Here is a 21904-nt window from a genome sequence, read left to right as displayed (position 1 = left end):
CCCTCCTATCCCTAATTAGGTTTGGCCGGACAAATACAAAGGAATTGTCCGGCCATTGCAATTGTTATCGACTATGCTTGCCGCCCCAGGCTTCGGGCGCGATGGTTTCAACCTGCTTCCCGGCCAAATCCACGTGGTCCGGAGTCGTGCTGTTATAGCCTTCAAATGAAGCATCCAGCGTAATTGTAATATCATGGACCTTACCGGCGGCGTCCTTACCCTCGAACGCAAGCTCCACGGTTTGATGCTTGATCCGATTATCCTGACCGATGCTCGCGTCGATATTAACGGATTCCATACGAACGTCCTGCGTCAGCGCCGGAAGCTGCGGCTTCCACTCTCCGCCGAGCAATTGCCGTGCGATTTCCTCGTCCTTCTGCACTCCCGGTTGTTCATGAGATTCATGGGTACCCGATGCATGCTTGATCATGAGCGAGCCGATGGCATTGGCTGCAGCCGGGATCTCGCTTCCGGTCAAATGCAGGGAAATCTCCTTGCTGCCGTCCGATGCCTGATTGAGACCGATTTGCTGCTGCAGATTGCCGACCAATGCATCAATGACATTTTCCAATTCTTTAGGGGGACCGCTTTTGCCTTCAGCTTGAGCTTTGAACTCCCTTCGTGGGTGTCCCTGCCCGTCTTCCGGCTGAACCGAGTAATAAACATTGCTTGTGCTGTTCTTGACAATGAGTTTTTCATCCTGGTGATAGACGTTCAATGTACGTGATTCTGTTCCGCTGCCGCCGAGCTGAAGCGAGCCGCTCGCCGCTTCGCTCGCTTTGTCGAGCTTGAGGTTCGCTTTCGCGTTGATGAGATCCTGGCCGTTATCGGTTACCGACACGCTGACATTGGCCGTTACGCTCTTAACGCCGGCGTTATTCTTCAGCGCTTCCTTGTACACCTCATACCCCGAAGTGCCCGCGCTTGCGGTGAAGCCGCTGACCAGCAGCAGTACCGCTCCCGCAGCTAGCGGAATACCGAATTTCAATTTGTTCTTCTTCATTTTCTAACCTCCTGTTCCTGGAAGCTCCTTCCCGAAGCTTCCTGTTAACAGAATAACCGCCAACTCTAAACCGCCCGTTAAGCAAATCTAAAGAAAGTATAAAATGAGCGCGGGGGAGGGAACCCGCACAACATTGCGGTTTCGGGTTTGTCCGGAAGACCCCCGGGTAAATAACTTGTAATCAATGGAAGGAGGAGAATCATATGGCCCGTTCGACGGGATCCAATACGACGAAGTCCAACGTCGTCCTTCTGTCGCCCAAACCCGAAGCCTATCGTCCCGCTTCCAATTCGGGGAAACGCAGCAGCAAGCGAGGGCGCGTGATCGATTTTGCACAGCAATTGTACTGCCGTTTTCAGGATGACGAGGTGCCCGCAATGGGGGCGCAGCTGACTTATTACCTTGTTTTGTCCTTTTTCCCGTTTCTCATCTTCATTATTGCGGTCCTCAGCTTCGCCGATCTGACCGTGCAGGATGTGACCGATCGGATCCACCTTGTACTGCCCGAGATGTCGACCAAGACGATATCGGATGCTTTCCGGCAAATTCAGCAATCGCGGAACGGCTCGCTGCTGTCGTTCGGGTTAATTGTGACCTTATGGTCGGCATCGAACGGCGTCAGCGCCGTTATGAAAGCTTTGAATAAAGCTTACGACGCTGCCGAGACTCGTCCTTTCTGGAAGATTAAAGCGTATGCGCTCTTCTTTACCGTTGTTCTGGCACTCGTTATTGCATTCAGCTTTATCATGCTGATTTTCGGAAGAGTGATCGGGGATATGCTGTACAGATGGACGCATCTTCCCGGCAATATCGATATAATATGGGGCGTCGCTCAATTTGCGCTGCCGATTATCGTCATGATCGTCGTTTTTTCCGCGCTGTACCTGTTTGTGCCTAATCTGCGGCTGCGGTTCCGCGAGGTTGTTCCAGGAGCCTTGTTCGCTACATTCGGATGGATCATTACGTCCATATGCTTCTCGTTCTATGTGAACAACTTCGGCAGCTATACGAAAACATACGGCAGCATCGGCGGTATTATTGTGCTGCTGACATGGCTCTATCTGTCAAGCATCATTGTGGTGCTCGGCGGGGAGATCAACGCCACCCTCCACTTCGGCAAGCACGGGAAGCAGAAGATGAACTGCAAGCAGTTCTCTCTCTCGATTCCTTTTCTGAGGCGGGACAAGAAGGATACAGGTAAATAGATTCATTTATTTTTGACAGAAAAAGGGGGCAGCTTAAGCTGCCCCGACATCCCTATGAATGAACTTCTTGGTTACCGGCGTTATCCTCGCTGTAGAACTCCAGATTTTGATCCCCTGTTCCAGTTAGGGTTATTCCTGTTGTGTACATTGTCCATTCGCCTTTATTGAGTCGATAGTAAGTCTGTTTGACACCCGATAAATCATCGGCAGCGGTAAAGCTCACGGTGTATCCTTTGATGTATCGGTATGGCTTATCCGTGCCGTAGACCGGGTCGACCTTATACTTCGTTATGGGTGCCGTTTTGTCAATTCGGAGGGTTACGGCTTTGGCATTCTCAATGTTGCCTGCTAGGTCAGTGCTGTAGTATTCCACTGTGGACTCGCCGGCATCTGATATGGTGAACGTCTTGGAATATTCTTGCCATTCTCCGCCATTGATACGGTAGAATGTTTGAGAGACTCCAGAGCCGGAAGCGTTGTCAGCTGCACTTAACTCCACGCTGATGTTCTCATGGTACCAAGGTGTAGGTGCGGCTGAGTTAGCAAGCAATTCCGTTGTTGGGGCTGTTAAATCTGCATCATTTGTGATACTCTCCTTATTTCCGGCGTTATCGGTGCTGTAAAATTCCAAGGTCAGATTACGGGTGACGGGCAGGGGGAAAGGGGAAGTATACTTCGTCCACTCACCTTGATTAAATCGGTAGTATGTCTCCTTCACGCCGGACCGCTCATCGGTCGCAGTGACCGTTACGGTATACCCTTTAATGTACTTGACAGGTTTATCCGTGCCGTATACCGGGGTAATGGTGTACTTTGTGACCGGGGCGATTATGTCAATTCCGAGTGTCACCGATTGGGTACCCTCTTTGTTACCCGCCAGATCCATGCTGTAGAACTCCACTTTATACTGGCCTGCATCTGATAACGTGAATAGCTTGGCATATTCCTGCCATGCTCCGCCATTGATTCGATAGAACGTTTTGGCAGCGGCTGAACCTGACTCGTTATCCATTGCATTGAGCTCTACGTTAATATCTTTGTTATACCAGGTTACCGGAGCGGCAGCATTCGCAAGCAAAGTAGTGATTGGAGCCGTTGTATCGGCGGTGGCGGCTTGTTCCTCATTGCCCGCATTATCCTCACTGTAGTACTCCAGTATTTGATTCCCGGTGCGAGAGAGTGTGAATGGAGCGCTATACATTATCCATGTTCCATGGTTTAGACGATAGTAGGTTTGTTTGACCCCTGAGATGTCGTCTGTCGCCGCCAACGTTACGGTGTAGCCTTCGTTAACCGGCGAGAGGCTGAATTTTGTTACCGGGGCCGTTTTGTCGATGCTCACGGTAGCTGATTTGGCGTTTTCAATGTTACCGGCCAGATCAGTGCTGTAGTATTCGACTTTATACGCTCCGGGATCTGTTAGCGTGAACAGCTTCGAATACTCCTGCCACTCACCGCCGTTAATGCGGTAGAGTGTCTTGGAAACCCCGGAACCCGGCTTGTTGTCGGCAGCCTTCAATTGCACGTTAATCTCGGTGTTATACCAGGCGGCAGGAGCAGCCGAACCTACAAGCAATTCCGTTGTTGGAGCGGTTTTATCCGCATCATTAGCGACGGATTCCATATTTTCTGCATTATCTTCGCTGTAGAATTCCAGGTTCCTATTACCACTGCCAGGCAGATTGAATGGAGCTGTATACCTCGCCCAAGCCCCGCCGTTGATCCGATAGAAACTGGCTTTCACACCAGATAGAATATCTTTAGCGGTGACCGTTACGGAATGGCTCTTGATATACCGATACGGCTTATCATGGCCGTATACGGGTGTGATCTTATAGCTGGTAATCGGAGCCGTCTTATCGATACCGAGTGTGACTGTTTTCGCAGCCTCTTTATTCCCCGCCAAGTCGCTGCTGTAGTATTCGACCTTGTACGTGCCGGGTGGCGACAGTGTATAAGGAGCCGAATACTCTTTCCACTCTCCGCCGTTGGTGCGGTAATACGTCTTAGCGACGCCCGAACCTGATTCTCCGTCGGATGCAGTTAACTGGACATTAATTTCGGTGTTATACCAGGCTGTAGGAGCAGCGCCGTTCGCAAGCAGCGTGGTTGTCGGGGCTGTCGTATCGCCGGTTCCGACCCTGATTGAGATAACCGTTTCTTTGTTACCGGCATTGTCCTCGCTGTAGAACTCCAGATCTTGCGCTTGCCCAGCCGGAACGGTAAATGGTGCTGAATAAGCTGTCCATGCACCTGCATTCAGGCGGTAAAATGTCTTCTTGACCCAGGAAAGGTTATCCGTAGAAGTCAGTTTGACCGAGTAACCTCCGCTTATCGGCACAACCGTGTGCTTCGTGACCGGTGCTGATTTATCGATCTTGAGCGTCACAAACTTGGCCGTCTCATTGTTACCCGCGACATCGCTGCTGTAATACTCGATCGCGTAGTCGCCTGCATCTGATAGGGTGAACGGTGCAGAATATTGCTGTAATGTTCCACCGTTGATGCGATAGTAGGTTTTCGCTATGCCCGAACCCGACTCGTTATCAACGGCTTTCAACTGCACGCTGACGTTGGTGTTATACCATGGTGCGGGAGCCGCAGAATTGACGAGCAGTTCAGTTGTCGGGGCGGTGATGTCGGTTGGAGCGTTTGAGTTGGTCTTTTCTTTATTGCCGGCGATATCTTCGCTGTAGAATTCCAAAGTGTTTTTCTCGGAAGCTGAAAGTGTCAGTGGGGATAAATACCGTGTCCATTTACCGTTATTAATCCTGTAAAAGATAGCTTTTACGCCCGAGAAGTTATCGGTTGCCGTTAATTTAACCGTAGAATTATCGCTGATTGGCGTGATGGTAGACTTCGTAACCGGCGGTGTGGTATCCACTCTTATACGGTATGATGGATTATAATCCGATTGTCCACCGGAATCTTTGCTGTAGTACGATATTTCATAGTAGCCGTCTCTCGGAATTTTGATGACGTTACCTTCGTAGGTTTTGACTTCAGAACCCGTTCTATATGTCCAGTACGTCCGAATACTTGACCCGTCGTCCGTGGCAGTCAATGTATATTCCGTAATGGAGGTCCAATCCGAACTAGGAGTCGGTGTAATTTTTGTCACAGGAAGCCGATCATATCCCCCGATCAATACTCTGCTCAATATCCCTTCTTCAGCTACAAAAATGTTCTTCGACCAATATACTTTCGCACTGGAATTGATTGTGGTCAAGACTGGACCCGGACAACTCCAACATCCTCCTCTGCTCCTGCTGGGGTTATAATAGTAAACTTTATCCGATACGGATGTAAATAGAAATGCACCTTCCGGACTTAACGAAAATGATTTAAAGGGATCGCTATCGAAAGTAAACCTATTGTGAGAATAACCGTATAAATCATTATGGATAAATGAATAGATACTATTTTTCTGTTCATTATCATATGTCGCAACAAACCCATTATTTATGACATAGTCCTCGTAGGGAAACAAGGTTAGTACCGGGAAATTAGCTACAACCTTTTCTTTGTTATACTCAAAGTCATCGTTGTTTACGACCGTTTCTACGTAACCGTAGTCAGAAGTCGGTACTCGTGTAAAAACGATGCTGGACCCGTCCGTAAGCGGCGAAAAACTTTGTTTTTCCGGGGTGTTTGTGATTTGTTTCGTTTCACCATTCAGAAAACTGTAGATTTGGCGGTCTGTTTTATCCCCCCACACGACTTTTCCATTGCTGCCTAAGTCGTAACCCTGCCCATCCGAATTATCCGTAACAACCTTGCTTTCACCTGTGGTTATATCCCGCAAATAGATCGTCGAGCCCACATTATAAACAGCATAATTCCCTTTTACGATTAGAGTAGGATCAACTTGTCCTAGATCGGTTAATTTGCCGTCGCGCCAATCGTACAGCACAGTGGAAGTCCCTCCGTCGCTTTTTGCGAGGAAAATGGCCCCTTTCGGGGTTAGGAAACCAACGATAGGCAACTTGCCCTGGGCGATGGTGGTGATCTGGCCAGAGCTTTGGTCTTTCACTTTAAGCGCCTGGTTAGCATCAAGGAATAAAATGCGGTTATCCTTGTAATCCCAGATCGTTCCGTCTACGGAATCGACCTGAATCTTTTCGTAAGCGTATGCGGCGGTACTCCCCAATACGAATAGAGCAAAAGTAAACAAAACCGTTATAAAAGACTTTTTCAACAATATCCCTCCACTCATTTATTCAACCTCTTTTGCCGCCGCTGCCCCGAGACAAGCTGTTATAGTAGATCAACGCGAGTATTATTGAAACTGCGATTTTTGCTTTTTGAAGCTCTTGATCGCGATAACCTCCTTTTACCTATTCAGGATGGATTCTCCTCCTTCTTCGATTATAGAGTCGGCTGGTATTCGGTTCTATGAGAATGTTTCTATAATCGTTGTCTTTTATATACTTATTGGCATTTGTCACTGCCAAAACCCAAAAGAAAAGGACGGCCTGAGCCGTCCTTGTCACATTACGAATGAACTTCTTTGTTGCCTGCGTTATCTTCGCTGTAGTACTCCAGATTGGTATTGCCGCCGGGCTGGAGGTTGATTGGAGCCGTGTACTTCCTCCAAGTGCCGCCATTAACCCGGTAGAACGTGGCTTTAACTCCCGACAACTGATCCGAAGCGTTTAGTGTAACGGTATACCCTTTGATGTACTTGTCAGGTTTATCCGTGCCATATACCGGCGTGACCTTGTATGTGGTAACCGGTGCTGTTGTGTCCACATTGATATAGAACCCGTAATGTGACTCGTGCCCGCCAGAATCCTTGCTGAGAACCATAAGGAAGTTACGGCCATCCCGACTGATTTTTACTGCTGTCCCTTCCCCTCTTTCCATTTCACTACTATTATAAGTGAGAAGCCAGTACATCTTAACATTTGTCCCGTCATCTGTTACCGTCAAAGTATATTCCGTTACGTTCGTCCAGGCTGAACCAAGGTTAGGCGTCAATGCAGCGACTGGTTGATGGTCGTACCAAGATATCAAGACTTTACTTAATACACCTCCCTCCGCGACAAAAAAGCGAAAGTCATCCAACCAAAAAGCTTTTGCATCAGCGCTAATCGAAGTCAGCGTTGGGGTATAGTATGAATTTGCAAAATAGGCTTTATCGGACGACGCCGTTGTAAATAGAATGTCGCCGTTCTGACTTAATTGAAAGGACCGGACCGGATCGGTTCCCCGATGTTGAGAAAATATTCGTAGGGAGTACCGTAGTTCTCATAGTGCTTCAAGCTTTGTTTATCACCACTCATATAGCCGGCAACATATCCATTATTTACAGAGTAGCCCTTATTAGGATAGCTTACTGTAGAGAAGGTCCCCAGTACAACTTCAGACATCCAATTCCCCGTCGCATCGTCTTGATGAATGACGATCGTCTCGACATCACCATAGCCGGACGCAGGTGTTCTGGTATAAATAATATTTATCCCGTCCGTAATCGGCGAAAAATGCTGCTTCCCCGTATTGTTTGTGATTTTAGTCGTTGCGCCGGCCAGATAGGTATAGATTTGGTGGTCTTCCTTATTGCTCCAAACCACCCTGCCATTGACTAATCCCTTACTGTCTACATCATACCCACGTTCATCTGCCTGATCCGTTATAACCTCGCTTTCACCTGTGGTTAAATCCCGCAAATAGATATTCGAGCCGACATTATAAACGGCATAATTCCCCTTTACGATTAGAGTAGGGCCAACTTGTCCCAGATCGGTTAATTTGCCGTCACGCCAATCGTACAATACAGTGGAAGTCGTTCCGTCGCTTTTCGCGAGAAAAATAGCCCCTTTCGGGGTCAGGAAACCAACGGTAGGCAGCTTGCTATGGGCGATGGTGGTGATCTGTCCAGAGCTTTGGTTTTCATTTTAAGCGCCTGGTTAGCATCCAGGAATAGAATGCTACTATCCTTGTAATCCCAGATCGTTCCGTCTACGGAATCGACCTGAATTTTTTCATAAGCGTATGCGGCGGTACTCCCCAATACGAATAGGGCCAACATAAACAATACTGTTACAAAAATATTTTTTCACCATTATACCTCCCATCTTTAATTGAACCACATTGTCGCCTCTGCTTCAGACAAGCTGTGACTGGAGGCCAACGCGAGCGTTTATTGAAACTGCGATTTTTGCTTTTTGAAGCTCTCGATAGCGATAACCTCCTTTTACCTATTCAGGATGGATTCTCCTTCTACTTCGATTATAGAGTCGGCTGATATTCGGTTCTATGAGAATGTTTCTATAAGCGTTGTCTTTTGTATACTTCTTACGAGGGCAGATGAATGATCAGTAGAATGAATTGTGGTAAACTAGCATAGAAAATATTGAAATGGGGGAAACAACGGATGGAACGGAAAGACATCGGTGGATATGCTCATCAAGCCGGTATCGGACAAGCAGTGAAGGGAACAGCTTTGAAGGGTTTGCTGCTGGTCTCGATCATCTCGCTGCTCGTTGTACTCTCGGGATGCGGAGCCAAAGGTACTCCAAACACGCCAAAACCCGCAGATAGCGGGAAGACAAGCGGCGCCACTGCTTCTACCAAGAATCCCGATGTCACGATCGAAATGGAAGACGGAAAAACGATCGAGATCGAGCTTTACCCGGAAATAGCGCCCAACACCGTCAACAACTTCATCTCCCTCGTAAAGAAGGGCTTCTACGAGGGGTTGATTTTTCACCGCGTTATTCCCGGCTTTATGATTCAGGGGGGCGACCCGGACGGCACGGGAGCGGGAGGACCCGGGTACAGCATCAAGGGAGAATTCACATCCAACGGCTTCCAGAATTTCTTGCTCCATCAGCGTGGTGTTATTTCGATGGCCAGATCTTCGGATCTAAACTCTGCTGGATCGCAATTTTTCATCATGGTGGCTGATGCACCGAGTCTCGACGGCGAATACGCCGCTTTCGGCAAGGTAATCAAAGGCATGGACACTGTAGACGCGATTGTGAGTGTTCCAAGAGGCGCACAGGACAGGCCAACGAATCCGCCCAAGATGAAGAAGGTTACCGTTGATACGAAGGGTATAGACTATCCGGAGCCGGAGAAGATTACGCCTTAAGGAATGTAACGAAACAAGACAAATCACGCCTCTACCTGTTCCCCGCTTTCGCGGAATGAACAGATTGAGGCGTTTTATTTTCATCCTGTATTCAAAGCAGTCACTTTTAAACGTTCGAACGAAACGTGCTTGCCGTCTCTGTTAATGGCCGTTGAATTTACCGCTTGTTAATTTTCCAACAAATCCTTGCCGAAACGCTCGCCGGGAGTGGGCGTAGGCTCGAGGTCCTTGAAGATCGCCTCATCAATCGGGATCCCCCGCGTTGTGCCTAATATTTTGCCTGCTTCCTTATTCGAAATAAACCATTTAATAAACTGCTTGGCTTGCTCTTTATTCGCGGACTTCTCACTTATGGAGAAAAAGATGGTCGACTGAGCCCAGCCTCCACCGGCAGCACCGATCGGATTGCTGCTCACGACCAGCTGCCCGGGAAGCAGCGCTTCGACAGCGCTTGCGGACCCTACGGTTGCTTCCTTCAGCATTGGCTTTGCCGGAGGCCAGCGAGTCCAGCATCGGGTCATTCTCTTTGAACGACAGCTGCAAATCGGCCGGAGGGACAGTGCCGTCTTTGCGGAACTGCGCGTAGGTTTGGGCAGCCGAGTTGACATATCGAAATAATGGAAGATATTTGAATAAAAACTCTTGACCGCCGGTGCTGAATTTTGATACGATACCAATCGATCAGATACTAATTCGGTTACTGAAGTGGGAGGGGAGATTTTGATAGTGGAAATGAATCGTCAGATCGTGCTTGTCAATCGTCCGGACGGAGAGCCGAGCGAGGATAATTTTACTATTGTGAAGCAGCCGCTGAGACAAACGGGAGAAGGTGAATTGCTGATTCGCCTCCTGTATCTTTCCGTGGATCCTTATCTTCGTTTCTTTATGACTGAAGTTACGCCATTAATACCTATATCTCCTTTGAATAATGTGTTTGGCGGAGAGGCAGTCGGTCAAGTCATCCAATCCAATCATGAAAGCTATGCGGTTGGCGATATCGTCAAAGGGCCCTTCGGATGGCAGGAATATGCGCTATCCAGCGGTGATAATGTGCAGAAAATAAATTCGGAAATAACTCCCTACTCTACCGCACTTGGTTTACTTGGCACGACCGGCTTAACGGCTTACTTAGGCTTGCTCGAGGTCGGCAAGCCGCTCGCCGGGGAAACCGTCGTCATATCGGGCGCAGCCGGCGCAGTGGGAACTGCAGCAGGGGAAATCGCCAAGCTGCACGGCTGCAGGGTCGTAGGTATCGCCGGATCGGATCGCAAGGCCCGGTATCTGATCGATGAGGTCGGATTCGATTCGGTGGTCAACTACAGAGCGGCAGCTGATTTCAGGGCCGGTCTCCAGGAAGCTTGCCCGGACGGAGTCGACGTGTATTTCGATAATGTCGGCGGAACCGTTACCGACAACGTCGTGACAGTTCTGAACCGTTACGCCCGGATCGCCGTCTGCGGTCAAATATCCCGTTACAACGGCAGTCCGGACGCTCAGGGGCCAAGCTTCCCTTTCGAAATATGGAAAAAAAGCGCATTGATGAAAGGCTTTATGATGCATGACTACGAGCCGAAGTTCGGCGAAGCGTTGAGCCGGTTAACTCAGTGGTACCTGGAAGGCAAATTACGCAGCCACGAGCATATTATCGAAGGTATAGAGAATGCTCCGCGAGCGTTGATCGGTCTATTTAAAGGGGACAATATAGGCAAATCAATTGTCAAAGTCGCACATTCCTATTGAGTGCTGAACAAACTGACCGTTAAACAACGAGGACAAAGGAGTTTCCAGCCGGGAAACTCCTTTGTCTATTTTGGGTTCTCGCCGATCGTTATACGCTTCGGAGGCGTACTCGTATCAGCATCTCTTATACTATCGGAGTTTTAACTGATTATTGTATGAAAAGAATATAAATTCGTGAGGTATATATCAAATTGAAAAGCTGGTATTTTATTTACTTTAAGCGTTATCATTGTTAAAAAGGCCCAATTAATACCACCATTGCATGATGTGCGGAAAGGAGGGGATGCAGAGAGCGAGGCAAAGAGAGACGCGCCGGAAGCGCGTTTGGATAAGGCGGATGGACAGATTCCTGCTAAATAAAAGGAGGTATCGAGAATGTCTTTAAGAAAATTATTCGGATCGAAAAAAGGTTTGGTAGTAATGGCAATCGCATTAAGCATGTTATTCGGATCGATCGCCTATGCAGCATCCACATCTACCCCTTTCGCCAAGCTGTACTGGGGGAACAACAAGTACTACATCTTCAATAACACGTGGGGCAGCAACAAAGCAGGCGCCGGATGGTGGGAGTCTATTTATTACAACAGCAGCACGAATATGGGCTGGTCGTGGGATTGGAAAACTTTGAACCCGAACGATGTGAAGGCATACCCCTCGATCGTCTCCGGCTGGCATTGGACCGATGGATATACGGCCGGCAGCGGCTTCCCTGCCCGGATTTGGGACAACAAAAGCATCAACGCTTCCGTGAATTATTCCATTAGTGCGAACGGCACGTACAACGCCGCTTACGACATTTGGGTTCATAATACGAACAATGCTCTCAACAACACCAGGCCGACCGACGAAATCATGGTGTGGCTCAACAATACCAATGCCGGCCCGCTCGGCTCCTATATGGAAACCGTATCGATTGCAGGCGCTTCCTGGAGAGTGTATAAGGGCTGGCTGGCCGATTCTTCGACGACGGGCTGGAACGTATTCTCCTTCGTCCGCACGAGCAATACGTCCAGCAGCAGCTTGAACTTCCGCGATTTCATCAACTATTTGGTCTATACGAAAAATTGGATGAGCAATTCCAAGTTTATCAGCAGCGTAGAGTTTGGATCAGAAATTTTCACCGGCAGCGGCAATTTCAACATCACCAACTATTCGGTAAACGTTCAGTAGAGCGTTGACTGCTAAATTGTTCATTGAAAACAGCAAAAGGACAGCTGTTTAGCTGCCCTTTTGCTTAAGATAATTCCTATTCACTCTCTGCCTCGATCTCGAGGCACGCCATAATAAACGGAGCGACGCCCTTCGGATCGTCATCACGGGTTGGCTCGCTAATATAGTAGGCATAGGAGCCGTCCCGGTAAGGATCCCCTCCCAGACCCGCTACGCTGCAGGTGTTACTCAGGATCAAAGCTTCATCCGGACCGGTTTTCAAGCAACGGTCTAACAGCCCTTGATGGCCTTTGCGGGCGGCTGTAAGTGAACTGCCGTCCAAATAACCGAGTCGCGCTCCCTTGGCCAGCGCATAGGTAAACATGGAAGAGCCGGAAGCCTCCAAGTAGTTCCCCGCACGGCGGCCTTGGTCGGTTACCTGGTACCACAGCCCGGACTCATCGTCCTGCATCCGCACGATCGCCTTCGAGAGCCGGTAGAAAATACCGACAATTTGTCCGCGTTTCGGGTGCCCTTCCGGCAGGAAGTCAAGAACATCGACAACCGCCATCATGTACCAACCGATCGCCCGGCTCCAGAAATGAGGTGAACATCCAGTCACCGGATTGGCCCACTGCTGCTCCTTGCTTTCGTCCCAGCCATGATAGAGCAATCCGGTCAACGGATCGCGCGCCCGCTTCTCCATCAGCAGTATTTCATTGGCCGCTTCGTCGAACCATTCGGGCTCATCGAACATTCCGGCATAAGCGGCCATGAGCGGAGCGGTCATATAAACGCCGTCGAGCCACATTTGGAACGGATAGATCTTCTTATGCCACAGCCCGCCTTCGCTTGTCCGGGGATGTCCTTTCAGTTGGGCTATAAGACGTTCGAGCGCTTTACGATATTTCTCTTCACCCGTTTGCTCGAACAAAACAAACAACGATTTGCCCTGATTGATCTGATCGACGTTGTATTCGTTCAGCTCGTAGGTTGCGATTGAGCCGTCGGGACGTATAAACAGGTCCATATTGGACTTAATATAGTCGAAATAGCGTTTATCGCCCGTTATGCGCCAAACCCGCTCCAAGGCAGTAAAAATACATCCGTTCTCGTACTGCCAGCTTCGCTTCTTATGGTGGGGCATGTCCGCAGCAATCGGATAACGACGGATGAATGAATCCGTCACCGCCTGCGACCAGGTTGTCGTTAACATATTTACCTCCCGATTTAAAAGTCCGGACGATTAAACAGCTACCCTTTGATTGAACCGAGCAGGGCGCCTTTCGCGAAATGCTTCTGCAGGAAAGGATAAACAAGCAGAATCGGCAGCGTCGCCACGACGATAACAGCCATCTTAACCGTTTGCTCCGGCGGCCTGACAAAGTCGTCGGCAAACCCCGATGTGTCCGCCGTCAAACCGCTTGCCAGGATGACAATTTGGCGCAGGATAACCTGCACCGGCCACTTGGCCGGATCGTTCAAATAGATGATCGCCTGAAAGTATGTGTTCCAGTACGTAACCGCATAGAACAGCGATATCGTGGCGATCGCAGGCATGGACAGCGGAATAACGATCCGCAGCAGAATACCCCAGTTGCTGCAGCCGTCGATTTTAGCCGATTCCTCCAGGCCTTCCGGTATGTTCTGGAAGAAGTTCCGCATGATGATCAGGTTGAACGCATTAATAGCATTTGGAATGATGAGCGCTGCATAGCTGTCGACCAAGCCCATGCTTTTGACAACCAGAAACGTCGGGATAAGTCCGCCGCTGAACAGCATCGTGAACAGTACCATAAACATGATCGGACTGCGGCCGACCAGATCTTTCCGGGAAAGCCCGTACGCCATTAGAGCCGTCAAGACCATACTGAATACCGTTCCCACCAATGTGATACTGATGGATACGCCAAGCGATTTAAAGATGACGTTAGTCGAGAAAATGTAACGGTAAGCATCCAGCGACCATACCGTCGGGAAGAAAACAAATTGTTTCTGCGCAAGCTCCGTAACGGTTGTAAACGAACCCGCGATAACGTTGATGAAAGGCAGTACAGTAACGAGAGAAACAAGAAATAGAAATGTATAATTTATACCGTCGAACAACCGGCTTCCAATAGATTTATCTTGAAGCATGGGATCTCACCTTCTATCAGTTAGTAGACGCCTTCTTCTCCCGCCTTCTTGGCGAGCCAGTTGGCCGCCATGATCAGAACCAGCCCGACGACCGACTTGAAGAACCCGACAGCCGTGCTGAAGCTGAATTGTCCCTGCTTGAGGCCTGCCGTATACACATACGTGTCGAAGATTTCCGCCACTTCCCGGTTCATAGAATTGAGCAGAAGGAAAATATGTTCGAAGCCAAGCTCCAGCACATCTCCGATCTTCAGAATGAGCAGCACGACTATGACACTGCGGATCGAGGGAAGCGTGATGTGCCATATTTGGCGAAACCGGTTGGCTCCGTCCATCCGGGACGCTTCGTACAGCTGAGGATCAATGGCCGCCATCGCCGCCAAATAAATAATTGTTCCCCAGCCGGCCTCTCTCCAAATGACTTGCAAAATGTACATAGGCCTGAACCATTCGTTGCTCATGAGAAAATTGATTTTCTCCAAGCCCATCATGGAGAAAACTTCGTTGATCAGGCCACGGTCCATCGACAGCATAACAAACGAAATGGAAACGATAATGACCCAAGACATAAAATGCGGAATATAGATCAGCGTCTGTACAAAACGCTTGAACAGGTGGTGCCGCACTTCATTAAGCATTACCGCGATCAAAATCGGCACAGGGAAATAAATGACCAGGTTCATCGTGAATAGAAAGAGCGTGTTGCGTAATATTGTGAAAAACATCGGGTCGTTGAACAGCCGCTCAAAATGCTTTAAACCGACCCAAGGGCTGCCTGTAATCCCTAGATAGGGCTGGTAATCCTGAAGTGCAATTACCAGACCTGACATGGGAATATATTTGAAGATGGCAAAGTACAGGAAGCCCGGCAGAATCATCAGGTAGATGGACCGGTTCTTGGCAATTCTCCTCATAAGCGACGAATCGCGTTTTCCCGGCACAGATACCGAGCTTGTTATGGCAGTATCATTCATAACGCTAGTTTCCCTTCTGGTAAGAAGCGTTGTATTCGTCTATGATTTGTTGACCGCCTTCCTTAAGCCATCTGTCGACTTGCGCTTTGAAGCCGGCTTCATCGATGCTGCTCAGCATAAATTGATACGTGGCGTCTTTAATAATCTCTTGAAGACGGGTGCCCTGCTCGTTGAATGTCTTGGAGTCCAGCGGTGCAGTAGGATCGTTAATCAGAATGTTATCGTTATCCTTGACAAGCTCTTCCGCTTTTGCTTTCTCCGGAGTAGAGTAGTTAGATTCCAACATTTGAATTGTTCTGGGTCCCCCTATAGCTACCGCTGCGTATGGCTTCACTTCGCGTTCGGTCAGCTTCGTATCTGTGGAAGGGATTACCTTGCCGTCTTTAATTGTATAGTGCTCACCCTCGATTCCGTACTGCATTAAATTTGCCAACTCGGGGCTCATCAATTTATCGTAGAAGGCAAGAACGTCTTTGAGCTGCTCTTCGGATTTCACCGAGGACTTAGGGAACAGAACAACAGCGGCGTATCCGGGAATGGACCATATCCCAACCCCTTTAGGACCTTCAATCCGATTTTGAACATCCATCTTCGCATTCGGATTAATTTCTACAGCCTTTTCCAGCAATCCCACCACATCCGGCAAGGATCCGATATATAGGCCGGCTTTTCCGGAAATAAACAGATTGCGCTGATCCGTCTTGCTCGTAACCGGGAAATCCTTGTTGATAAGACCTTCCTTATGAAGCTTCTGGATGAATTTCATCGTGTCCATATATTCAGGGAACATGAATTCCGGCATCAGCTTGCCATCCTGCTCGCCCCAGCCGTTCGGAGTCCCGAAGTATGAGCTGACGGTTTTGAACGCACCGTAAATCATATCGTTACGGTCAGCCAGGCCAATCGTATCGTTTGCACCGTTCTTATCGGGGTCCTTCTCCGTAAACAGCTTGGCCATGTTGTAGATATCATCGATCGTCTTCGGCGCCTGAAGTCCGAGATTGTCTGCCCAGTCCTTACGGTAAATAACGCCTTGGCGAGACAATGGCCGCTCTTGATACAGCGAATATATTTTACCGTCGACTGATGTGTTTTTGAGAACTTCGGGCTTCAAATTTTTCAAATTGGGAAACTGCTCAAGATAAGGTCCTATCTCCCAGAACTGTCCGTTCCGGATCGCATCCCGGAAGAAAATGAGCCCTGTGTTAACCGCCATCGGCAGAGTGCCTGTCGCGAAAGAGGCGTTCACCTTATCGTCATAGCTGCCTTGAGGAACCCATTGAATGTCCAGCTCGGTATTCGTTTTTTCCTCCAGCAGCTTCTCTATCTTATCGGAAGGCACTTCAGGAGTATGGAGCGTTGCGATCATCGTAATTTTGACGGGGCCTTTTTTCGAGCTGTCGGTGCCGTCCGCCTGGCCCGCATTTTCGGAACCCGCCGCACCTGTACCGCCATTGCCGGCGTTACCGCCGCACCCGGCTAACAATGCAAGCGTTGTCAATCCGGTAAGTAATAAATGGACCCTTTTCTTTCTACTTTTCATGCTCATTTTCAAGACCTCCGTGTTTATGAATGATTTTTGCACTTGATGGGCCCAGCATAACCCGGCCCACCGATTACGTCCATAATCCATAGATTTGGGCTGGTTTCCTCAGGCGCTCCGGCAATGTATCAAATAGAAGGATTATTTTTTATAAATTGATTATTGCTCCACCCAGACATAATCTTTAGAATATATAGTACACGCTGGGATAGAAAGGCGGAGTATGATGCACAAACTCAGCTTTTACAGAAAAATGGTTATATTCGGATGCATGGCAAGCATAATCCCGCTTCTGGCGCTGGGGTTTTTCTCTTACATGAAATCTTCCAAATCGATTCAACATCATGTGAATGAGAGCAATGTCCATCTGATGGACCAGATGAACGGCAATATGGAGCAGGTGCTAAGAACAGTCGACTATACGCTCAATTATGTCATTAATTCAAATTTAGTTCAGGAAGCGCTTTATCATCCATTAACGTATTACGATTTCCAACTTTATAATAACTTAAAGTTAGAGCTTAGTCTTCTTCAATCCCCCGATACCAAGGTTACGGATGTTATTCTTGCCAACACTGCTTCCAACTGGCTGATTAATAATCGCGGGTTATACAAATTCAGTGAGAATGAGGCCAAAAATACGCTTCTCCAATTGGCGCAATTGCCGAACAGCACAAGTTGGGTGCTGCTCGGCACGGACGATCTCGGGTCCAGCGAAACACAAAGCTACGGCTGCAAATATACGATCGCGCTCGTAAAGAAGATGCCTCTCCATACGACGTCCAAACGGGGACTTGCATTAGCCACGATTCCCAGCTGCAAATTAGCGGCCATGATGGACAAGGAGACCGCTTCGCGCAAGGTTATGGTGCTCGATAAGGACTACCGGGTTATCGTTCACCCCGATCAGAACAAAATCGGGAAGTCACTGGCAGATGCGAATTATGTCAAACCGTCTGATCTGCGACGTTTCAACGCTCCCTCCGGCCAGTTCGAGACGGAATCGGGGGAGCAGCCGGTGACGGTCACCTATGTGCGCTCCGGCTTCAACGGATGGATTTACGTTTCTTTTACGGAAATTGCGGCAATTACGAAAGAATCCAAGTCGATCGGCTGGTTTACGCTGTACGTCAGCTTGCTTATCATCGCGCTGTCCGTCCTGTTCGTTTGGCTTGGAAGCCGCCGCGTTTACAGCCCTATCCGGAAGATTTTTCAGGGTATAACAGAGCGACTGCCCGAGGCAGGACGAAGCAAGAATGAGCTGCAGATTATCGATGAGCATATCCGTGATTTATTTGCATCCAACGCCAATTTGCGGCATGAGCTGCATCAGAACAGCCAGCAGGTTCGCGCTTTTTTCCTGCATAAATGGTATCAGGGGAATATAAATCCGGTCGAAACGAACGAGAAATTGGCTTTTTTCGGCTATAGCGGTCATATAGCGGGATGGGAGCATCTTGCGGTGATAACGCTTCAAATTGACATTTTGGAGGAGACGCGTTACGAGCCGGAAGATGCGGATCTGCTCCTATTCGCCATTAATAACATGATAGAAGAAATGATACCTCCATCCGACCGGCTCCCTCCCGTAATCATCGATCAGACACAGGTGACGATGGTAGGATGCGGCAGCCGAACTTTGGAAGCGTTTAACGATTACGTTTATAAGCTTACCGAGGATATACAACAAAACATGCGCTCCTATCTCGACCTGGACGTGAGCATCGGAATCAGCCTGCCTTTCAAGGACGTGCATAAAGCGCCGCGGGCATATAAAGAAGGTCTGGAGGCTTTGAAACAAAGACTGAAGCTGGGGAAAGGTGTAATCGTCCCTTATTTCAGCCTGAATTCCGGGAAACACACGCGAGTGTATTTCTACCCGAAGCAGGTCCAGAACGAATTGTTCGATGCAATAAAGCTTGCGGACGAAGCGCGTGCGGACGAATTATTAAAGCAGTGGCTGGAAGAAGTATTTCAGAAGGAGCGCTCGCCCCAGGAGTATCAGACCTCACTGATCCGATTATTGAACGATCTTATGATTGTCAGCCAGGAGGCAAGCATTGCGCCTGATCAGTTGAATATTCATGAAAGCTCCTTGTACGAAGAGCTGATGCATCTCTATGTAAGCTCCGAAATCGGGCACTGGTTCAAATCGCGGTTGATTCATCCCATGATTCAGGTATTCCGCGATCGCCAGGAGTCTCAGTACCACAACCTGTCAGGGAAAATTATCGAGATCATCCAGAAGGAATACAACACGGACCTCACATTGGAAGAGTGCGCCTTGCGGCTCCATTACAATGTCTTTTATCTGAGCAGCATCTTTAAGAAAGAAACCGACATGTCATTCAGTGAATATCTGTCCCAGTACCGGTTCGAAATGGCAAAGAAATGGCTCGTTGATACGGATATGCCGGTTAAGGAAATAGCGGAAAGCCTTGCGTATACGAATCCGCAGAACTTCATCCGCTTCTTCCGCAAGCAGGAGAATATGACCCCGGGGCAGTACCGGAAAATGTACGGAAGCAAATGAACCCTGGGTGGGGTTACAGATTAATATAGAGTATTTAAGAAAGGGGCTGTCCGGGAGTAGTATTTCCACTTCGGACAGCCCCTGACATAAACAAAATTATTTATCCTGCATAATCGCTTGTGCGTCGCGAAGCAGGTATCCTGCCGCTGATTTGTCAATGTGCTTGCCGCTTTGCGCTTTGACCAGGTTGATAAAATCGGTTAATTGGTTTAACTCTAATTTCTCGATCAGGCTGCCCGCAATATCTCGATTGTCGATCAAGCCGTTTGCCGCAAAGCCTTGCACCAATGCCTTCAGCGCAGCTATGCTCGTGGCCACCTCGAAGTCCACTGATTTCGTCAAGCTGCTGCCGGTAGGATTCGTTGCGGTAACCGTAAAGGTATGCTTACCCAGCGTCAGGCTGTAAAGAGGAATTTCCGATCCTGCTTGAACCGGACTGCCGTCTAAAAGCGCAGTTACGGCGATTTGGCCGTCGCCGTACGTATCATCGGTTACGGTGAACTGCGGCTTCAACACATCCGAGTCCATATAAATGGCAGCACCTGGCGATGTAACATTGATGACAGGCGCGATGTCGAGCTTGAATGAGACGGTTTTCGGCAGCTCCACCCCCCCTCCGACATCCGACGAACCGTACACTACGGTGTACTGTCCGTCCTTGTCGAAGGTAACCGGACCGGTGTAGGTGTTCCATGTTGCCCCACCATCGATGCTGTATTCGGTTTTTGCCGTATCCAGAACAGAGTCATTTGCGGTCAAAGTCAGTGTAACCGGATGTGTATACCAATCCTGCTGCCCTTCCGGAGCTGCCGGCGATAGAGCAGCCATTGTAACCGGCGGGTCGATCGGATAATAAATATAGAAACGTCCATTATCATTTACTACAGATCCGGCGTTGGCGGACAATTCGAATGTCGTCGGATCCATCGAAACATACATGTTATTCGCGAGCGATTTCAGTGTGCCGTTCGAATTGCCTGTGTAGGTGAGGAAGAACGTTTGGGCCGGTCCGACAGTGTCGCCGCTCGCAACAACAGCTCCGCTCGCGGTAACGGTGAGATATTTATTGCTCAGCAGAGATTTGAATGCGAAATTGTTCGATTCGCCCATGTACTGCATCTCGAATTCGTTCGACAATCCGGCGGTCATGCCGTTTGCTTTTACAGTACTCGTCCCGTCCGCAACGTTTATTAATGTGCCGGTGCCCGGTGATTTGAGCACTTTGGCGGTATTTCCGATCGTAACCGTTGTCGTTCGCCATTGAGATGCCTTATAGTCGTAACCATCAGGATCGGCCGCATATACTAGTTCGCCGTAAGATACCTGATCGTTTGTGAACGTTTCAAACTTCGTTCTGTCGATAATTTGCTTCGTATAGGCCAAAGCCGAATCCTGGACGCCGATATCGTACTTGTAGAAGTTATATATTTGCTGATAAATCGCAGAAAATGTTCCACGCCCTATTGGTGAAATGACCTCGTTCGGCCACCAAGGCTTATCGTAGCCAACTCCCGGAAGCGGTGTATAAGGAACGTCATAGCCCAAATTGTATTTGGCAGTATATTCGACCCCTTTCAGCAGCAAATAGCTATTGTCCGGATATGAATACATGTCGGCTCCGTTTGCGCTTACGGTACGCTGATTCCACCCGACTTGTGCGGACATGGCGAGAAGAGCGATTCCACCCTGGGTGTGCCCTTGATCCCGGCCGCTTTCTTGAGCTTGACCGTAATCTGTCTGGATGTAATGAGTCAGAGAACCGTTGCCCTCACCGTGTTTGTAGTACTCGACCCCTTCATTATAAAGCTCCTCATCATCCGACCATATGCCGAAGCACATGTAGAATAAGGCATCCGCTGCATCCCAGTTGCCGTTGGCCCATCCTCCGTTAACCCATCCCCAGGTGCTGACAATAGGAAGGAAAACGCTGCGCATCATGCTCGTGAATTTGTCCATATCGGCGGAGGACCAGCCGGAGCCGCTGTAACGGAGGATTTCCGCCGCATTGAGCAATTTGTAACCGTACAAGCTTGCCGCAAGCTGCTGGTCACGCCCTTGAATGGAGGTCAGTGTATTAGACCAGCCGTTCAAGATTTGAATCGCCTTATCGGCATAGGCCTGATTCCCGGTGACATACCACTGGACGGCATCGAACAGCGCGGCGGAGCCGCTGAACTGTAAGTCGGCGTTTCCTTGATTGCCGTATACGGCGTCGTTACGATATACAGTGCTGTGAAATTTCGGCGTATAATTTAGAGAGGCCAATTGATTGGCCTGCATCCTTTTAAACCCGTCAGCCCAAGGCGATTTCCCCGCCGCTGCATTCGTCTTCATTACATCGAGATCCTCTTGCGTGAAAAGCATCCCGGGATGAATGAAGCTGAAGCTCGCTTCGGCATGCGCCGCTTCGGGTTCTCCAATGACGTTTATGGATGAAGCCAGCAAACTGATTAAACATATGACTGATACAATGGCCAATCGGACTTTAGCGGTCTTGAACGTCTTTGTCACTTTTTAAAACCTCC

15 protein-coding genes are annotated in these 21904 nt (G+C 49.0%); 5 read left to right on the top strand and 10 right to left on the bottom strand.

Translation table 11 applies throughout. The features are described 5' to 3' along the window. Positions 1-64 precede the first annotated feature (64 nt). Positions 65-1003: a hypothetical protein gene (locus KZ483_RS08080; protein ID WP_220352147.1), complete on the bottom strand. Its 939-nt coding sequence runs from the start codon at positions 1001-1003 to the stop codon at positions 65-67. A 203-nt stretch (positions 1004-1206) separates the two neighbouring features. Here KZ483_RS08080 and KZ483_RS08075 point away from each other — a divergent pair, with 203 nt between their 5' ends. Continuing rightward, the gene (locus KZ483_RS08075; RefSeq protein WP_220352146.1) at positions 1207-2208 is read left to right on the top strand and encodes a YihY/virulence factor BrkB family protein; all 1002 of its coding nucleotides are present in this window, start codon (positions 1207-1209) and stop codon (positions 2206-2208) included. Positions 2209-2260: 52 nt separating this feature from the next. On the opposite strand, the gene KZ483_RS08070 is transcribed toward KZ483_RS08075, so the two are convergent. The 3 genes from KZ483_RS08070 to KZ483_RS08060 all read right to left on the bottom strand — a co-directional run bounded on the left by KZ483_RS08070 (position 2261) and on the right by KZ483_RS08060 (position 7982). Further along, positions 2261-6406 (bottom strand): OmpL47-type beta-barrel domain-containing protein, encoded by a 4146-nt coding sequence (locus KZ483_RS08070; protein WP_220352145.1) that lies wholly within the window; start codon positions 6404-6406, stop codon positions 2261-2263. A 296-nt stretch (positions 6407-6702) separates the two neighbouring features. Next, positions 6703-7224, bottom strand: a complete 522-nt coding sequence (locus KZ483_RS08065) for an OmpL47-type beta-barrel domain-containing protein (RefSeq protein ID WP_220352144.1) — start codon at positions 7222-7224, stop codon at positions 6703-6705. 164 nt (positions 7225-7388) lie between these two features. After that, the gene (locus KZ483_RS08060) at positions 7389-7982 is read right to left on the bottom strand and encodes a hypothetical protein (protein ID WP_220352143.1); all 594 of its coding nucleotides are present in this window, start codon (positions 7980-7982) and stop codon (positions 7389-7391) included. Positions 7983-8584: 602 nt separating this feature from the next. Between KZ483_RS08060 and KZ483_RS08055 the strand changes: the two genes are divergently transcribed. Then, positions 8585-9304, top strand: a complete 720-nt coding sequence (locus KZ483_RS08055) for a peptidylprolyl isomerase (protein ID WP_220352142.1) — start codon at positions 8585-8587, stop codon at positions 9302-9304. A 167-nt stretch (positions 9305-9471) separates the two neighbouring features. On the opposite strand, the gene KZ483_RS08050 is transcribed toward KZ483_RS08055, so the two are convergent. Then, positions 9472-9786, bottom strand: a complete 315-nt coding sequence (locus KZ483_RS08050) for a hypothetical protein (protein ID WP_220352141.1) — start codon at positions 9784-9786, stop codon at positions 9472-9474. 250 nt (positions 9787-10036) lie between these two features. On the opposite strand from KZ483_RS08050, the gene KZ483_RS08045 reads away from it, so the two are divergent. Continuing rightward, positions 10037-11044: an NADP-dependent oxidoreductase gene (locus tag KZ483_RS08045; RefSeq protein ID WP_220353328.1), complete on the top strand. Its 1008-nt coding sequence runs from the start codon at positions 10037-10039 to the stop codon at positions 11042-11044. 375 nt (positions 11045-11419) lie between these two features. Then, positions 11420-12214 (top strand): GH12 family glycosyl hydrolase domain-containing protein, encoded by a 795-nt coding sequence (locus KZ483_RS08040; protein ID WP_220352140.1) that lies wholly within the window; start codon positions 11420-11422, stop codon positions 12212-12214. A 76-nt stretch (positions 12215-12290) separates the two neighbouring features. Here the strand turns inward: KZ483_RS08040 and KZ483_RS08035 are convergent, their stop codons facing one another. The 4 genes from KZ483_RS08035 to KZ483_RS08020 are packed head-to-tail and all read right to left on the bottom strand — an operon-like array spanning position 12291 to position 16846. After that, positions 12291-13409 carry a glycoside hydrolase family 88/105 protein gene (locus KZ483_RS08035; RefSeq protein ID WP_220352139.1) on the bottom strand — a complete coding sequence of 373 codons (1119 nt, stop codon included), beginning with the start codon at positions 13407-13409 and terminating at the stop codon, positions 12291-12293. A 38-nt stretch (positions 13410-13447) separates the two neighbouring features. Further along, a complete protein-coding gene (locus KZ483_RS08030; RefSeq protein ID WP_220352138.1) occupies positions 13448-14329 on the bottom strand; it encodes a carbohydrate ABC transporter permease in 882 nt (293 codons plus the stop codon). Between the two features lie 20 nt (positions 14330-14349). Further along, the gene (locus tag KZ483_RS08025; protein ID WP_220352137.1) at positions 14350-15303 is read right to left on the bottom strand and encodes an ABC transporter permease; all 954 of its coding nucleotides are present in this window, start codon (positions 15301-15303) and stop codon (positions 14350-14352) included. 4 nt (positions 15304-15307) lie between these two features. Further along, complete coding sequence (locus tag KZ483_RS08020) at positions 15308-16846, bottom strand: extracellular solute-binding protein (RefSeq protein ID WP_220353327.1); 1539 nt, start codon at positions 16844-16846, stop codon at positions 15308-15310. A gap of 271 nt (positions 16847-17117) precedes the next feature. On the opposite strand from KZ483_RS08020, the gene KZ483_RS08015 reads away from it, so the two are divergent. Further along, on the top strand, positions 17118-19379 hold the full coding sequence (locus KZ483_RS08015) for a helix-turn-helix domain-containing protein (RefSeq protein WP_309568653.1): 2262 nt from the start codon (positions 17118-17120) through the stop codon (positions 19377-19379). Between the two features lie 96 nt (positions 19380-19475). On the opposite strand, the gene KZ483_RS08010 is transcribed toward KZ483_RS08015, so the two are convergent. Beyond that, a complete protein-coding gene (locus KZ483_RS08010) occupies positions 19476-21890 on the bottom strand; it encodes an OmpL47-type beta-barrel domain-containing protein (RefSeq protein WP_220352136.1) in 2415 nt (804 codons plus the stop codon). Positions 21891-21904 lie beyond the last annotated feature (14 nt).

It is taken from the genome of Paenibacillus sp. sptzw28, from assembly GCF_019550795.1.
Taxonomy (GTDB): domain Bacteria; phylum Bacillota; class Bacilli; order Paenibacillales; family Paenibacillaceae; genus Paenibacillus_Z.
This window is presented reverse-complemented; position numbering and strand designations above follow the sequence as displayed.

Coding starts and splice junctions, on each gene's coding strand:
- KZ483_RS08040 (WP_220352140.1), top strand. CDS start 11,420: ATGTCTTTAAGAAAATTATTCGGATCGAAAAAAGGTTTGGTAGTAATG.
- KZ483_RS08075 (WP_220352146.1), top strand. CDS start 1,207: ATGGCCCGTTCGACGGGATCCAATACGACGAAGTCCAACGTCGTCCTT.
- KZ483_RS08020 (WP_220353327.1), bottom strand. CDS start 16,846: ATGAAAAGTAGAAAGAAAAGGGTCCATTTATTACTTACCGGATTGACA.
- KZ483_RS08045 (WP_220353328.1), top strand. CDS start 10,037: ATGAATCGTCAGATCGTGCTTGTCAATCGTCCGGACGGAGAGCCGAGC.
- KZ483_RS08025 (WP_220352137.1), bottom strand. CDS start 15,303: ATGAATGATACTGCCATAACAAGCTCGGTATCTGTGCCGGGAAAACGC.
- KZ483_RS08080 (WP_220352147.1), bottom strand. CDS start 1,003: ATGAAGAAGAACAAATTGAAATTCGGTATTCCGCTAGCTGCGGGAGCG.
- KZ483_RS08015 (WP_309568653.1), top strand. CDS start 17,118: ATGGCAAGCATAATCCCGCTTCTGGCGCTGGGGTTTTTCTCTTACATG.
- KZ483_RS08055 (WP_220352142.1), top strand. CDS start 8,585: ATGGAACGGAAAGACATCGGTGGATATGCTCATCAAGCCGGTATCGGA.
- KZ483_RS08030 (WP_220352138.1), bottom strand. CDS start 14,329: ATGCTTCAAGATAAATCTATTGGAAGCCGGTTGTTCGACGGTATAAAT.
- KZ483_RS08050 (WP_220352141.1), bottom strand. CDS start 9,786: ATGCTGAAGGAAGCAACCGTAGGGTCCGCAAGCGCTGTCGAAGCGCTG.
- KZ483_RS08035 (WP_220352139.1), bottom strand. CDS start 13,409: ATGTTAACGACAACCTGGTCGCAGGCGGTGACGGATTCATTCATCCGT.